At 30.4% G+C, this 16,154-nt stretch carries 13 protein-coding genes; all 13 read left to right on the plus strand.

Annotated elements, in window-relative coordinates; genetic code table 11:
* Nucleotides 1-16 precede the first annotated feature (16 nt).
* The 13 genes from Q5O44_RS01810 to purH all read left to right on the plus strand — a co-directional run bounded on the left by Q5O44_RS01810 (nt 17) and on the right by purH (nt 15,968).
* Nucleotides 17-580 carry a VanZ family protein gene (locus tag Q5O44_RS01810; protein ID WP_022166674.1) on the plus strand — a complete coding sequence of 188 codons (564 nt, stop codon included), beginning with the start codon at nt 17-19 and terminating at the stop codon, nt 578-580.
* 135 nt (nt 581-715) lie between these two features.
* On the plus strand, nt 716-1,246 hold the full coding sequence (locus Q5O44_RS01815) for a hypothetical protein (protein WP_022166675.1): 531 nt from the start codon (nt 716-718) through the stop codon (nt 1,244-1,246).
* A 38-nt stretch (nt 1,247-1,284) separates the two neighbouring features.
* Nucleotides 1,285-2,985, plus strand: a complete 1,701-nt coding sequence (locus tag Q5O44_RS01820) for a DNA mismatch repair protein MutS (RefSeq protein ID WP_302637140.1) — start codon at nt 1,285-1,287, stop codon at nt 2,983-2,985.
* Between the two features lie 10 nt (nt 2,986-2,995).
* Nucleotides 2,996-3,595, plus strand: a complete 600-nt coding sequence (locus tag Q5O44_RS01825) for a YdcF family protein (protein ID WP_022166677.1) — start codon at nt 2,996-2,998, stop codon at nt 3,593-3,595.
* 99 nt (nt 3,596-3,694) lie between these two features.
* A complete protein-coding gene (yaaA, locus tag Q5O44_RS01830; protein WP_022166678.1) occupies nt 3,695-4,441 on the plus strand; it encodes a peroxide stress protein YaaA in 747 nt (248 codons plus the stop codon).
* Nucleotides 4,442-4,499: 58 nt separating this feature from the next.
* Entirely contained in the window at nt 4,500-6,119 is a 1,620-nt protein-coding gene (locus Q5O44_RS01835; RefSeq protein WP_022166679.1) for a mutS domain protein, read from the plus strand.
* Between the two features lie 323 nt (nt 6,120-6,442).
* Nucleotides 6,443-10,204, plus strand: a complete 3,762-nt coding sequence (locus Q5O44_RS01840) for a phosphoribosylformylglycinamidine synthase (protein WP_022166680.1) — start codon at nt 6,443-6,445, stop codon at nt 10,202-10,204.
* A gap of 11 nt (nt 10,205-10,215) precedes the next feature.
* Nucleotides 10,216-10,695, plus strand: a complete 480-nt coding sequence (gene purE, locus Q5O44_RS01845; RefSeq protein WP_022166681.1) for a 5-(carboxyamino)imidazole ribonucleotide mutase — start codon at nt 10,216-10,218, stop codon at nt 10,693-10,695.
* The gene (gene purC / locus Q5O44_RS01850) at nt 10,695-11,399 is read left to right on the plus strand and encodes a phosphoribosylaminoimidazolesuccinocarboxamide synthase (RefSeq protein WP_022166682.1); all 705 of its coding nucleotides are present in this window, start codon (nt 10,695-10,697) and stop codon (nt 11,397-11,399) included. Before purE ends, purC begins: the two co-directional genes overlap by 1 nt.
* A 22-nt stretch (nt 11,400-11,421) precedes the next feature.
* Nucleotides 11,422-12,843 carry an amidophosphoribosyltransferase gene (gene purF / locus Q5O44_RS01855; protein ID WP_022166683.1) on the plus strand — a complete coding sequence of 474 codons (1,422 nt, stop codon included), beginning with the start codon at nt 11,422-11,424 and terminating at the stop codon, nt 12,841-12,843.
* Nucleotides 12,844-12,861: 18 nt separating this feature from the next.
* Nucleotides 12,862-13,863 (plus strand): phosphoribosylformylglycinamidine cyclo-ligase, encoded by a 1,002-nt coding sequence (gene purM / locus Q5O44_RS01860; RefSeq protein WP_022166684.1) that lies wholly within the window; start codon nt 12,862-12,864, stop codon nt 13,861-13,863.
* A complete protein-coding gene (gene purN / locus Q5O44_RS01865) occupies nt 13,851-14,453 on the plus strand; it encodes a phosphoribosylglycinamide formyltransferase (protein ID WP_022166685.1) in 603 nt (200 codons plus the stop codon). Before purM ends, purN begins: the two co-directional genes overlap by 13 nt.
* Nucleotides 14,454-14,465: 12 nt before the next feature.
* Nucleotides 14,466-15,968 carry a bifunctional phosphoribosylaminoimidazolecarboxamide formyltransferase/IMP cyclohydrolase gene (gene purH / locus Q5O44_RS01870; RefSeq protein WP_022166686.1) on the plus strand — a complete coding sequence of 501 codons (1,503 nt, stop codon included), beginning with the start codon at nt 14,466-14,468 and terminating at the stop codon, nt 15,966-15,968.
* Nucleotides 15,969-16,154: the final 186 nt, after the last annotated feature.

Raw genomic sequence — 16,154 nt, forward strand, 5'->3', positions numbered from 1 at the left:
CTTGGAGGAAGAAAAAATGATAAACATATCATACTTATATATAGCTATAGTATTGCTAGCTATTTGGACAATCTATAGAATATTAGTGTTAAAGAAAAGTAAAGATAAAAATTCATTTAGAGAATTAATTATAAATATATTTTTTATTTATTTCTTAGTGTTAATTAAAATAACTATTTGTAAAATGGATGCCTTGCAAATTGATTTAAATGGGAATAAAGTCATTAATTATATTCCATTAGTGGAAACAATAAAAATGTTTAAAGATGATGGTATGAGATTTGCATTATATAATGTTATAGGTAACATTATATTATTTATGCCTTTAGGTTTTTTTATACCCTTATTATTTAATAAGAAAAATAAAATAAGCTATATAGTTGCATATGGGGCTATAATATCTACAGCCATAGAAGTAATACAATTACAACAAACTTATAATATAACTGATATAGATGATATTATATTTAATACTTTAGGTGCCATTTTAGGATATTTGGTATTTAATATGTTTTATAAGCTTATGGAAAAAACTAAATATTCTAGAAAATTAAAAATAAATTTCCTAGGCAATGAATAGAGTGAAGTAAATAAAAAGTAAGATAAAATAATCCATTAGGCTTATGAGTCTAGTGGATTTCTTTGTTATAGTAAAATTTTAAATTAAGTATAAATATGGTAAAATATAAAAGAGTATTTTATGAGAGGGTTAGTTTTGGAAAAGATAAAAGTAAATGAAAAGGAATTTTTAATTATTAAGTTATTAGGTAAAGGTAAAGGGGGATACTCCTATTTAGTATCTGATGATAAAGATCAGTATGTAGTTAAACAAATTCATCATGAGCCTTGTGATTATTATAAATTTGGTGATAAGCTTCAGTCTGAAATTAATGATTATAAAAGACTTTATAATGCAGGCATAAATATGCCTAAAATGTTAGATGTAGATATTGATAATGAAAGGATACTTAAAGAGTATATAGAGGGTAATACTATTTATCAAATGGTTGAAGAAGATAAGATGAAAGATGAATATATCTTACAAGTGCAGAATATGTGCAAAATATTATATCCTCTTAATATTAATATAGATTATTTTCCAACCAATTTCATTGTGAAAGATGAAGTGCTTTGGTATATAGATTATGAGTGCAATGAATATATGGAGCAGTGGAATTTTGAAAACTGGGGAATAAAATACTGGTCTAAAACTAAAGACTTTAGGGAATATGGCTCTAAAAGATAAAAAGGAAAAAAATAATATGGAATAAAGGGGAGGAATAAGTGGAGATAGGAATGTGGACAAAGTTTGCAATTATCGCAATACTTATGGTGTTATTTATTTGTACAGCGTATTTTAGCAGTAGTAAAAGAAAAGAAAAATTGTTTTTAAAATATAATAAGAGTTTTGGTAAAGAACCGCAAAACTATAATAAAGAAGCTAATATAGAGTTTTTAAAAGATTTTTACAAAGCCAGGAAAGAAAATGAAAATGAAGAAGAGGTAATTGATGAAATTACCTGGAATGATTTGGATATGAATAATGTATTTCAAAGGATAAATTATACTAATACTACCCTAGGTGAAGCATATTTATATAAAAGTATTAAGGAAATAAAGTATAGTAAAGAAAAATGGGATGAATTAGAAGGTCTTATAAAGGTATTTTCAGAAAATGAAGATTTAAGAAATGAAATTAGATACAATCTTTCTACCATTGGAAAGCTAAATGATCCAAAAGTATTTAATTTTATATATAGACCACAATTTAATAAGGTGCAGGGATATTTTAAATATCCCATTTTAGCAGGCGGATTTATTGCTTCGCTGCTGTTATGTATTATAAATTCTAAAATAGGAATTGGATTATCCATATTTTTCTTTTGTGCCAATATACTATTTTATCAAAGTGGTAAAACTGTCTTAGAAGATAGCTTTAAGATTATGAATTATTTAATAAATAATGTTATTGTTTGTCAGAAGTTATGTAAAATAAATCATAAGGAATTTAGAAAATATAAAAAGAAATTTAGAAAGATATTAGCTAGTTGTAGAGAGTTAAATAAGATAAAAAGATATAGCTATTCATTAGTAAGAAAAAATAGTTCAGCATTGCTAGATGCTGATTTAGTTTTAGAGTATTTAAAGATGTTTTTTATGGTAGATATAATAGCATATCATAATATGGCCTCCATATTAGAAAAGAATAAAAAAGAATTCCAAGAAATATATGATTTAATAGCAATGATAGATTTTGCCTTATCTGTAGCTTATTATAGGGCAAGCCTTCAAGAATTCTGTCAGCCTATATTTTTAGAGCAAGATTATATAGAGTTGGAAAACCTTTATCATCCTCTTATTGATGAGCCAGTGAAAAATTCTATTTTCATAAAGGACAACATAATATTTACTGGGTCAAATGCTTCAGGAAAATCTACTTTTATTAAAGCTATAGCTTTAAATTGTATTTTGGCACAAGGATTGAATACAGCTTTATGTTCTAGCTATAAATGTAAGTTTTCTAAGGTTGTGACATCAATGGCCATTAAGGATGATATCTTAGAAGGAGATAGTTACTTTATTGCAGAAATAAAAAGTTTAAAGAGACTATTAAATTCATTAAATGGTGAAATACGTGTTTTAGCTTTTATAGATGAAATCTTAAAGGGGACAAATACCGTTGAAAGAATAGCTGCCTCTGCATCTATCTTAGATTATGGCAAAGAATCAAAGGCTAAGATTTTAGTGGCTACCCATGATATGGAACTTACAGAGATGCTAGGAGAAAAATATGATAATTATCATTTTAGAGAAACAGTGACAGATAAAGAAGTGTTATTTGATTATAAGCTTCATAAGGGGCCTTCTAAAACAAGAAATGCCATTAAATTGTTAAAGGCAATGGATTTTGATAAAGAGGTTGTAAATACAGCCAATGAAATCTATAGTGATTTTATAATTAATAAGAAATGGGACAGGCTATAAAGGGTAGAAAATGATTTATTTAAAGGATATTAGTGAATTTATTTTTTTATGTAATGAACCAAAAAAAGCAGATATTATTTTTGTGCCAGGAGGATCATATCCAGAGATTGCAGAAGAGGCTGCAAGGCTTTGGAAAGAAGGATATGCACCATATGTATTGCCCTCTGGAAGGTATAGCAAGCTTCTAGGGAGTTTTTCTGGCGTAGCTTCCAAGAATCATATATATAATAAAGAATATGAAACAGAATGGGAATTCCTTAAAGATGTATTAATTAAAAACGGCGTCAAGGAAGAGGCAATATTAAAAGAAGATAAAGCAACTTTTACATATGAAAATGCTTTATATTCAAAAATGGTTACCGACAAATTAGATATGGAAATAAAAACTGCAATTATCTGTTGCAAAAGCTTTCATGCAAGACGTTGTCTTATGTACTATGAAACTGTATATGAGAACACTAATTTTATTATTTGCCCTTCAGAAGTTAAAGGGATTAATAAGGAAAATTGGTTTAGTAGTGAAGAAGGTATAATTACTGTTTTGGGAGAGCTTGAAAGGTGTGGAAATCAGTTTAAAGATATATTTAAAGATAAGTATATAAGAAAATAGAGTGGAAAAAACACTCTATTTTACTTTGTTAAACTTTATTTTTAAAAGGTAAATAATATGTTATACTAAATAATAATTAATATTAGGAGTTGAAAAAGTATGAACATAATTATTTCACCAGCAAAAAAGATGAATGTAAATAATGATGATTTAGTTAATGAATATAAACCAGTATTTATGGATAAAACAAATATCCTTTATGATAAATTGAAATCTCTTTCTTATGATGAATTAAAGAAGCTGCTTGCATGTAATGATGATATAGCAGAATTAAATTATGATAGGTATAAATATATGAATTTAGATAAAAATCTATCGCCAGCAATTTTGACATATGAAGGAATTCAATATAAATATATGTCGCCAGATTCTTTTTCTGAAGAAGAATTTAACTATATAAAATCTCATTTAAAGATTTTATCAGGATTTTATGGTGTTCTTAATCCTTTTGATGGTGTAGTACCTTATAGATTAGAAATGCAAGCAAAGCTTAAGGTGGAAGATAGCAAAAATCTTTATGAATTTTGGGGAGATAGCCTTTACAAGGAATTAAGAAAAGAAAGTAATGTGATTTTAAATCTAGCATCAAAGGAATATAGTAAATGCATAGAGAAATATTTAAGTGACGATGATGTTTTTATAACTTGTATCTTTGGAGAACTTAAGGAAGATGGAAAAATAAAAGTTAAAGCAACAGAGGCTAAAATGGCTAGAGGTCTAATGGTAAGATATATGGCTTCTAATAATATTACTGATATAGAAGATATTAAGAAGTTTGCTGATTTATCATTTAAGTATTCAGCAGAACATTCCACTGATAAAGAATTTGTTTTTATCAAGCAATAAAATAAATATAAAAACTGTGGTATAGTTAATTTATATATTATAAGCTAAGGAGAGTAATATGGGATATTTAATTATTTTAATTATAGTTGTTTTTGCAGTATATTATATAGCAAATGACAAGAAAGGAAAGTTAGAAGTCTTTAAAAGATATAATGGAGAGGAAAAAGGTATAGTTAACTCTATAGGTGATATAAGGTGCTTTTTTGATATGAGAGATGAAGATGAATATACCTTAGATGATCAGACATGGTATGATTTGAACATGGATGAAGTCTATAGAAAGATAGATAGAAGTTATTCTAGTGTTGGAGAATCTGTTTTATATAGTATGTTAAGAAATCCTCTTATAAATAAGGAAGAAATAGTTGAAAGAGGCAAAAAGATAGAAGCTATAAATGATGATATAGATTTAAGAGCTCAGCTAAAATTAATTTTCTTTAACTTAGGATATGATAAGAAAAATAGATTTATTGAAATGATTGAAAGTGAAAAAGAACCAAATAAGGCAAAGTATATAATATACAATATTATGGGTAAAGCAATACCTATAGCACTTATACTTCTTTCGATATTTCTACAAAAGCCAGAATTTTTAGCAGCCTTGGCTTTTAATATGTGGATTAATCTTTTTATTGCTGAAAAAGAACGTAAAAATGTTTCAGCAGGGGGACTTATTTATTTAAATAGGATGCTAGAAGCCGCAGCAAAGGTAAGTAAGCTTAAAGGTGATAATATAGTAAATAAAGAAGAAATTAAGAAGATTGTGAAAGAGCTTCAGGGAATTGCAAGTAAAATAAAGTTAATACATATCTTTACTATGTATGGAGGAGTACTTGAAATATTTTCAGTACCGTTTTTAACTGTTGAAAGTGCTTATTATGGAGTAATTAATGAATTAGATGACAAAAAGGAAAGTATCTTAAAATTATACCAACTTTTAGGTGAAATAGAAGCCTATATATCTATAGGTGGATTCAAAGAGGCTAAAGAGGAATATATATCAAAGCCTGTATTCAAAAATGAAATTACTATAAATATAGTAAATGGAGTACATCCATTGCTAGAAGAACCTGTTGCAAATACCATACATTTAAATAAAAAGGGAATGGTGCTTACAGGAAGTAACATGTCAGGTAAGTCAACATTCTTAAGGATGGTAGGAGTAAACATTGTTCTTGCTCAGGTTTTTGATTTAGTATTAGCAGAAAAATATGAAGGTTCAATATTTAATATAGTTACATCCATAAGTCCAAAGGATGATGTTAACGCAGGAAAAAGTTACTATATGGCAGAGGTTGAGGGAATTCTTAGAATTATTGAAGCACTTAAAAAGGATGTACCAGTATTTTGCGTAATAGACGAAATATTTAGAGGAACAAATCCTGTTGAAAGAGTTGCAGCATCAGCAGCAATTTTAGAATATATAAATAAATACAATGCCATAACATTTGTGGCTACCCATGATAGAGAACTAACAGATATGCTTAAGGATAAATATGAATTTAGATATTTTACAGAAGATGTTGATAAGCAAAATGGAATGACTTTTGATTATAAGATGAAAAAAGGAATATCTAAGACTAGAAATGCCATTAAGGTATTAGAATATGTTGGGTATCCTAAGGAAATAACTGATTATTCTAAAGAATATGCTAAAGAGCTGGATAAAATAAGTTGATCTACTTATCTTTAAGAATATAAAAATATTAAACTGCACAAAATAATAAAGACTCGGAGCAGGGTTACGTAGGTTTTGCCGCATGCATAAGCATGTGGCTTTTTTCATATATAAAGATATATATTTAAGGTGAAAAGATTAAAATACATAAAACATATATAATCATTCGTAAATGCTGTCAATTAAATTACTAAATTGGTATAAAAAGAGAAAAAACTCGTTGACAAAGTAAAATTTGGTTGTTAGTATAATAGTATAAACGAAAAATAGTTGTATGAAATTAATTAATATTCGTATTCTCGGAACTGAGATGGAGGTATGATATGATAGGGTGTAAAAGTATATTTGTTGAAAAGAAAGAAGGATTTAATGTTGAAGGCAAAAGCCTTTTAGAAGATTTTAAGACAAATCTTAGAGTAGAAAGTTTAGAAAATGTTAGAGTAGTAAATAAATATATTTTAGGAAAGGTCAATGAAGAAGATTATAAAAAGTCATTATATTCGGTTTTTTCAGAGAAAACTGTAGATAATCTTTATGAAGAGAAGATACCTATGGACAATGAAGAAATAGCTTTTGCTGTTGAGTATCTGCCAGGTCAATATGACCAAAGGGCTGATTCAGCATCAGAATGTTATGCATTATTGACTGCAGGAGAGAGAATAGAAGTAAAAACTGCTAAAGTAATTATTTTAAAAGGAAACTTAAAAGAAGAAGAAGTTCAAAAAATTAAACATTACTATATTAATCCAGTTGATTCAAGAGAAGTAGATGTATATAGTAAAGAACTTTTAAGTGGGCTTGAGGATCCAGCAGATGTGGAAATAATAAATGGATTCATACAAAAAAATGATGAAGAAATTGCTTCTTACCATAAAGAATTAGGATTAGCTATGAGTGTTAATGACCTTCTTATGATAAGAGATTACTTCAAGAATGAAGAGAGAGATCCAAGTATTACTGAAATAAAAGTAATTGATACTTATTGGTCAGACCATTGTAGACATACAACATTTTCAACAGCTATAGAAAATGTAGAAATAGAAGAAGGAAAGCTAAACAATCCTCTTATTAAATCTTATAATGCATATTTAAAATCAAGAGATTTTGTTTATGGTAAGGAAACTACTAGAGATGAAAATCTTATGGATATAGCAGTAATTGTTATGAAGGAAATGCGCAAAAAAGGTTTATTAGAAGATTTAGATGTATCAGAAGAAATAAATGCTTGTTCTATAAATGTAAACATAGAAACTGATAAGGGTAATGAAGAGTACCTTGTAATGTTTAAAAATGAAACTCACAATCACCCAACAGAAATTGAACCTTTTGGTGGTGCAGCAACTTGTCTTGGAGGAGCTATTAGAGATCCATTATCAGGTAGAACATATGTATATCAAGCTATGAGAGTAACAGGAGCAGCTGATCCAACAGTAGAAATTGATGAAACTTTAAATGGAAAGCTTCCACAAAGAACTATCGTTTTAGGGGCAGCTCATGGATATAGCTCATATGGTAATCAAATTGGACTTGCAACAGGACAAGTATCAGAAATATATCATCCAAATTATGTAGCTAAAAGAATGGAAGTAGGAGCTGTTATAGCAGCAGCACCAAAAGAAAATGTTGTAAGAGAAGAACCAAAAGCTTCAGATTTAGTAATCCTTTTAGGAGGAAGAACAGGAAGAGATGGTATAGGTGGAGCAACAGGTTCATCAAAAGAACATACTGAAGAGTCAATAAATACATGTGGAGCAGAAGTTCAAAAAGGTAATCCACCAACAGAAAGAAAAATTCAAAGATTATTTAGAAATGAAAAAGTAGCTAAGATGATCAAGAGATGTAATGACTTTGGTGCTGGTGGAGTTTCAGTTGCAATAGGTGAATTAACAAGAGGATTAGATATAAACTTAGATATGGTTCCTAAGAAGTATGAAGGTTTAGATGGAACTGAAATAGCAATATCTGAATCCCAAGAAAGAATGGCAGTAGTAGTAAATAAGGAAGATGCTAAAGAATTTATCAGTCTTTCAGCAGAAGAAAACTTAGAAGCTATTGTTGTGGCAGAAGTAACAGATACTGAACGTCTAAGAATGTTCTGGAGAGGTGAAAAGATAGTAGATTTAAAAAGAGAATTCTTAGATACAAATGGAGCTAGACAAACTACTGATGTAAAAGTAGAACTACCAAAAGAATATCCATTAGCTATAGGTGAAGAAGTTAATGTTAAGGAAAGATGGATGAAAACTCTTACAGAACTTAACGTGGCTTCACAAAAGGGGTTAGTTGAAAGATTTGACTCTACCATTGGATCAGGAACAGTAATGATGCCTTTTGGTGGAAAGTATGCATTAACTCCAGCAGAAGGTATGGCAGCAAAAATACCAGTTTTAAATGGTGAAAGTAAAGATGCTACACTAATGAGTTATGGATTTAATCCTGAACTTGGTATGTGGAGTCCATATCATATGGCTTATTATGCAGTAATAGAATCTGTAACAAAAATAGCTGCTATGGGTGGAGATTATAGAAAAATAAGATTAACATTCCAAGAATACTTTGAGAGATTAGGTAATAATCCATCAAGATGGGGTAAACCATTTGCTGCATTACTAGGTGCATATCAAGCTCAAAGTGATTTAGGACTTCCAGCTATAGGTGGAAAAGATTCAATGTCAGGAAGCTTTGGTCAATTAGATGTACCACCAACACTTGTATCTTTTGCAGTAGCTGTGGAAAAGGCAAGTAAGATAGTTTCTAATGAACTTAAGAAAGTTGGAAGTAAATTAGTATTACTAATGGCTGAGAAAAATGATGATTATACATTAAATGTTGAAACATTTAAAAACAACTTAGAAGCATTATATAAATTAACTTCTAATAAAAAAGTGTTATCAGCTTCAACAGTTAGATTTGGTGGAATAGCAGAAACACTTTCTAAAATATCATTTGGTAATAAGATTGGTATTAAATTCCATGGTTTAAGCAAGGAAGAGCTATTTGGCTTAAATTATGGAAGTGTAATAGTAGAAGTAGCAGCTGATGAAGATTTAAATAAAGCCTTTGAGGGATGTAGCTATAAAGTAATTGGTGAAACTATAGAAAAGCCTGTAATTATATCAGAAGAATATGATTTCACTTTCAATATAGATGATTTAATAAGCATATATGAAAAGAAATTATCTACAGTATTTAAAATTGAAACTGAAAAGTCACAAGAATCAGTTCCAGAAATTAAAGTTGAAGAAAAGAAAATAATATTACCAAGTAGTCCAAGCATCAAGACTGCTAAACCAAGAGTAATTATCCCAGTATTCCCAGGAACAAACTGTGAATATGATTGTAACAGAGCATTTACTAAGGCAGGAGCTGAAACTACAGAGTTAGTGTTTAAGAATTACTCTAAGAGTGCATTACTTGAATCAATTGAAGCATTGGAAAAACAAATAAGAGAAAGTCAGATAATAATGATTCCAGGAGGATTCTCAGCAGGAGATGAACCAGATGGATCAGGAAAGTTTATTGCTACAATCTTTAGAAATGAAAGAATTAAAGATGCAGTAAATGATTTACTAAAAAATAGAGATGGATTAGTATTAGGTATCTGTAACGGATTCCAAGCATTAATAAAGTTAGGTTTAGTACCATATGGTGAAATAGTTGATATAGAAGAGGATATGGCAACATTAACTTACAATAATATCAATAGACATATGAGTTCAATAATAAGAACTAAGATTACATCTAACAAATCACCTTGGTTTAGTGAAGTAAATGTAGGGGATATTCACAATGTAGCAATATCTCATGGTGAAGGTAGATTTATTGCAAATGAAGAGCTATTAAGACAATTAATTACTAATGATCAAATAGCTACTCAATATGTAGATTTAGAAGGAAATGTATCACTGGATATGCCATTTAATCCAAATGGTTCAGTTTTAGGTATAGAAGGAATAACAAGTCCTGATGGAAGAGTTTTAGGTAAGATGGGACACTCTGAAAGAATTGGAGAAGACCTATATGTAAATGTTCCTGGAAACTTCGATCAAAAGATCTTTGAATCAGGTGTTAAATACTTTAGATAGGAGCGTTTTTTATGAGAGTTGCAATATTTTTTGGATCAAAATCTGATACGGAAATAATGAAGGGAGCTGCTAACTGTTTAAAGGAATTTGGTATTTCATATAAAGCATATGTTTTATCAGCTCATAGAGTTCCTGAAAAGTTAGAAGAAACTTTAAGAGATATAGAAGCTGAAGGCTGTGAAGTAATAATTGCTGGTGCAGGCCTTGCAGCACACCTTCCAGGTGTAATTGCTTCACAAACAGTAATTCCTGTCATAGGAGTTCCTTGTAAAGGAGCAATAGAAGGTCTTGATGCATTATTTTCAATAGTGCAAATGCCAAAATCAATTCCAGTGGCAACTGTAGGAATCAATAATGCTTACAATGCAGGAATGTTGGCTGTACAAATGTTATCAATTGGTGATAAAGAGCTTAAAGCTAAATTAATTCAATATAGAAAAGATATGAAAGAAAAATTTATTGCTGAAAATGGTGAAGGAGTGGATCTATAATGGAAAAATTAGAAATGATGTACGAAGGTAAAGCAAAGAAAATATATGCTACAGATAAAGCTGATGAAGTAATTGTATATTACAAAGATGATGCAACTGCTTTCAATGGAGAAAAGAAAGGTCAAATAGAAGATAAAGGTGTAATGAATAATGCTATAACAGCTACATTATTTGAAATTTTAGCACAAAATGGAGTACCAACTCACTTTATTGAAAAGTTAAATGATAGAGAACAATTATGTAAGAAGGTAGAAATAGTACCTCTAGAAGTAATAGTTAGAAATGTGGCAGCTGGTTCAATGGCTAAGAGATTAGGATTAGAAGAAGGAACAGAGCTTAAGACTACAGTATTTGAATTATCATATAAAGATGATTCTCTAGGAGATCCATTAATAAATGACTATCATGCAGTAGCTATAGGAGCAACTACATTTGAAGAGTTAAATAAAATATATGAATTAACAGCAAAAATTAACGAAGTTTTAAAGGGATTATTCTTAAAAGCTAACATTAATCTTATAGACTTTAAATTAGAGTTTGGAAGATATAACGGAGAAATAGTTTTAGCAGATGAAATTTCACCAGATACTTGCAGATTCTGGGATGCAACAACTGGAGAAAAGCTTGATAAAGATAGATTTAGAAGAGACTTAGGAAATGTTAAAGATGCCTACGTTGAAATATTAAGCAGACTTTCTAAGTAAAAAGATTTCGGGGGTATTAAGGATGAGTCTTAAGGTAGACAATATTATAATGGATCCAAGCAATGATAAATTTAAAGATGAATGTGGTGTGTTTGGTGTTTATTCAAATAGGGAAATGGATGTTGCTTCAATGACTTATTATGGATTATATGCACTTCAACATAGAGGACAAGAAAGTGCGGGAATAGCAGTTGCCAATGGCACTGAAATAAATATGCATAAAGGAATGGGGCTTATTACAGAAGCCTTTTCACAAGAAAGTCTTGCAACCTTAAAAGGAAATGTAGCTATTGGACATGTTAGATATTCAACATCTGGTGATACAAGAATAGAAAATGCTCAACCACTTTTAAGTCAAAGCAAATTAGGATCTATTGCAATGGCTCATAATGGAACGCTTGTTAATGCAGATGTTATAAGAGAGTTATTGGAAGAGGCTGGACATGTGTTCCATACATCAATAGATTCAGAAGTTATAGCAAACCTTATAGCTAGAGGAGCTAAGAAAGGTGTTGAAAAAGCAATTTTAGATGCTATTCAGGCAGTAAGAGGTTCTTTTGCCATGGTTATCTTAACAGAAAATAAGCTTATAGGTGTTAGAGATCCACACGGAATAAGACCTTTATGTTTAGGAAAGATTGATGAAGGATATATCTTATCATCAGAAAGTTGTGCCCTTGATGCTGTTGGTGCAGAACTAGTTAGAGATATCGAACCAGGTGAAATAATAGTTATAGATGAAAATGGTATTAATTCATACAGATATTCAGAAAATACTCAATGTCAAACATGTGCATTTGAATATATATATTTTGCAAGACCAGATTCAGTAATTGATGGGCTTGATGTACATGAAACAAGAGTAAAAGCTGGTGAACAATTATATAAAGAACATAATATTGAAGCAGATGTGGTTGTGGCAGTACCTGATTCAGGAATACCGGCAGCCATAGGATATTCAAAAGCTTCAGGAATACCATATGATACAGGTTTTGTTAAAAATAGATACGTTGGTAGAACATTTATTACACCATCTCAAGAAATTAGAGAAAGAGCAGTAGCAGTAAAGTTAAATCCATTAAAAGCTAATGTAAGAAATAGAAGGGTAATATTAATAGATGATTCTATTGTAAGAGGGACAACTTCTAAGCATTTAGTTGAATCTTTAAGAAGGGCAGGAGCAAAGGAAGTACACTTCTTAGTAGCTTCACCTGTAGTTAAATTCCCATGTTATTTTGGAATAGATACTCCATATAGAAAAGATTTAATAGGAGCTAATCATTCATTAGAAGAAATAAGAGAAGCTATCGGATGTGATTCTATTGGATATTTATCAATGGAAGGCATGTATAAATGCTTTAAAGAAGATCAAGGATACTGTGTAGGTTGCTTTAGCGGTGTATACCCTGTGGCAACACCAATTGAAAGTGAAAAAGGTGTTTAAGAAAGGTAGTGTTTTATAATGATAACTTATAAAGAAGCTGGAGTTAATATAGAAGAGGGTTATAAGTCAGTAAAGCTTATAAAAGAATATGCAAGTAGGACAATGAGTCAATATGTTTTAAATGGTCTTGGAAGCTTTGCTGGAATGGTTGAATTACCAGAAGGGTATAAGAAGCCAGTGCTAGTATCAGGAACAGATGGAGTTGGTACTAAATTAGAGTTAGCTTTTAAAACAAAGAAATATGACACAGTAGGTATTGATTGTGTTGCTATGTGCGTTAACGATATTTTATGTCATGGTGCAAAGCCATTATTCTTCTTAGATTATATAGCATGTGGAAAGCTAGAAGCAGAAGTTGCTGCCGATTTAGTTAAAGGAGTATCAGATGGATGTGTAGAATCAGGTTGTGCTTTAATTGGTGGAGAAACTGCTGAAATGCCAGGGTTCTATAAAGAAGGAGAATATGATATTGCAGGTTTTGCTGTAGGTATTGTAGATAAGGATAAAATCATCAATGGAAAAGACATTAAGCCAGGTGACAAGCTTATAGGTATAGCTTCATCAGGAGTACATTCTAATGGATTTTCTTTAGTAAGAAAACTATATACTGATTTAAATGAAGAGTTTAATGGTGAAGAGGTATGGAAGACGCTTATTACACCAACTAAATTATATGTAAAGCCAGTATTAAGCTTAATTGAAAAGTTTAATATTAAAGGGATGAGCCATATAACAGGTGGTGGATTTATAGAAAATGTTCCAAGAATGTTTAATGGAGCAGAGCTTACAGCTGAAATAAGAAAAGACAGCTATCCATTGCCAGCAATCTTTGAAGATATGATTAGCAGAGGCGTTGCTAGAGATCATATGTATAATACATTTAACATGGGTATAGGATTTGTTTTATGTGTAAATGAAGCTGATGTACAAGCTATTTTAAATGAATTAGAAGCTATGGGCGAAAAGGCATACGAAATTGGCGTTGTTACAGCTGGAGGTGAAGGAGTTTGCTTAAAATAGCAGTAGTTGTATCTGGTGGAGGTTCTAACCTCCAGTCAATTTTAGATTATGAAAACAAAAACTATCAAGTGGAAATGGTTATTGGCAGTAAGGAAGGTATTTATGGCTTGGAAAGAGCAAAAAATGCAGGTGTTGAAACTTTTGTTGTATCTAAAAAAGAATATGGCAGTGAAGTTTCAAATAAAATACTAGAGCTGACTAAAGGTAAAGTAGACTTAATAGTTTTAGCAGGATATCTTTCAATTTTGGATGGGGAAATACTGAGAGAATTTAAAAATAGAATAATCAACATCCATCCATCATTAATTCCAAGCTTTTGCGGTGATAAGATGTATGGAATGCATGTTCATAATGCAGTAAAGAAATCAGGGGTAAGATACACAGGATGTACGGTGCATTTTGTTAATGAAGAAGTAGATGGTGGAGCAATCATCTTACAAGAAACAGTACCAGTGTATTTTGAAGATACTGCAGAAGATATACAAAAAAGAGTATTAGTACAAGAGCATAAATTGTTACCAAAGGCAATAGAGCTTATTGGTCATAAGAAAATTCAAATAATAGACGGAATAGTAAAGATTGGTAAATAGGAGGCTTTTTATATGATTAAGAGAGCGTTAATTAGTGTGTTCAACAAAGAGGGTATATTAGATTTTTCTAAATTCTTATCAGAAAATGGTGTTGAAATAATTTCAACAGGAGGAACTTACAAGCATTTAAAGGATAATGGGTTAAAGGTTACTGAAGTTAATGAAGTAACAAATTTCCCAGAAATGTTAGATGGAAGAGTTAAAACATTACATCCTATTATTCATGCTGGTATTCTTGCAATAAGAGATAATGAAGAGCATATGGAAACTATCAAGGAAAGAAATATAGATACTATTGATATGGTAATAGTTAATTTATATCCATTCTTTGAAAAGGTTAGAGAAAATTTATCTTTTGAAGAAAAAGTTGAATTCATTGATATTGGTGGACCAACAATGCTAAGAGCAGCAGCTAAAAACTTCCAAGATGTTGTAGTTATTTCAGATGTAGCTGACTATGAAGCTGTTATGAATGAAATAAAGGAAACTGGCGATGTAAGTTATGCTTTAAGAAAGAAATTAGCAGGAAAAGTATTTAATCTTATGAGTGCATATGATGCAGCTATTTCTAACTTCCTATTAGGAGATGAAGAATATCCAGAATACCTTTCAGTATCATATAAGAAGAAACAATCTTTAAGATATGGTGAAAATCCACATCAAAGTGCAGCATATTACACATCAACTGAATTTGATGGAGCTATGGAAGACTTTGAAGTTTTAAATGGTAAAGAGTTATCTTATAACAATATTAAAGATTTAGATATTGCTTGGAAAGTAGCTAATGAATTTGAAGAAATAGCTTGTTGTGCATTAAAACATAATACTCCTTGTGGTGTAGCTATTGGAGAGTCTGTTTTAGAAGTTTATAAAAAAGCTCATGATGTAGATCCAGATTCAATCTTTGGAGGAATTGTAGCAATTAATAGAACTATTGATAAGGCAACTGCAGAAGAGATGTCTAAGATATTCTTAGAAGTTATTGCAGCTCCAGGATATGATGAAGAGGCTTTAGAAGTATTAAGAGCTAAAAAGAATTTAAGAGTAATTAAATGTAATACTAAACCATGTGCTAAAAAATATATGGTAACAGTTGATGGTGGTATTTTAGTTCAAGAAGAAGACACTAAGCTTTTAGATGAAGTGAAAGTTGTAACTGAAAAAGCTCCAACTGATGAAGAAATGAGAGATATGATCTTTGGTATGAAGGTTGTTAAATATGTTAAATCTAATGCCATAGTAACAGTGAAGGACGGAGTTGCTGTTGGTATTGGAGGTGGACAAGTTAATAGAATTTGGCCAACACAAGATGCACTTAGAAGAGGCCAAGGGGCAACTATACTAGCTTCAGATGCATTCTTCCCATTTAATGATATTGTTGATGAATGTGCTAAGTATGGTATAAAGGCAATAATTCAACCAGGTGGATCAATAAGAGATCAATTATCAATAGATGCCTGCAATAAACATGGAATTGCTATGGTATTTACAGGAGTAAGACACTTTAAACACTAATTAGGTTAATGATGAATTATGAATTACGAATTATGAATTAAGGATGAAATTCATAGAATTTCTGAAAATATAATTTTTTGAACTTCCTAGAAGTTCATTCCGCAATTCATCATTCATCACTCATCATTCATCATTATCTAAGTTCGTAATTCATAATTCGTAATTTTCATATGATGGAGGATTTAA

It is taken from the genome of Clostridium sp. CAG:221 (assembly GCA_000435835.1).
GTDB lineage: Bacteria > Bacillota > Clostridia > Clostridiales > Clostridiaceae > Clostridium.

Bases quoted from the DNA above. Each gene is read 5' to 3' on its own strand.
- Q5O44_RS01810 (WP_022166674.1), top strand. From the start codon at position 17: ATGATAAACATATCATACTTATATATAGCTATAGTATTGCTAGCTATT.
- Q5O44_RS01825 (WP_022166677.1), top strand. From the start codon at position 2,996: ATGATTTATTTAAAGGATATTAGTGAATTTATTTTTTTATGTAATGAA.
- yaaA (WP_022166678.1), top strand. From the start codon at position 3,695: ATGAACATAATTATTTCACCAGCAAAAAAGATGAATGTAAATAATGAT.
- Q5O44_RS01835 (WP_022166679.1), top strand. From the start codon at position 4,500: ATGGGATATTTAATTATTTTAATTATAGTTGTTTTTGCAGTATATTAT.
- Q5O44_RS01840 (WP_022166680.1), top strand. From the start codon at position 6,443: ATGATAGGGTGTAAAAGTATATTTGTTGAAAAGAAAGAAGGATTTAAT.
- purE (WP_022166681.1), top strand. From the start codon at position 10,216: ATGAGAGTTGCAATATTTTTTGGATCAAAATCTGATACGGAAATAATG.
- purC (WP_022166682.1), top strand. From the start codon at position 10,695: ATGGAAAAATTAGAAATGATGTACGAAGGTAAAGCAAAGAAAATATAT.
- purF (WP_022166683.1), top strand. From the start codon at position 11,422: ATGAGTCTTAAGGTAGACAATATTATAATGGATCCAAGCAATGATAAA.
- purM (WP_022166684.1), top strand. From the start codon at position 12,862: ATGATAACTTATAAAGAAGCTGGAGTTAATATAGAAGAGGGTTATAAG.
- purH (WP_022166686.1), top strand. From the start codon at position 14,466: ATGATTAAGAGAGCGTTAATTAGTGTGTTCAACAAAGAGGGTATATTA.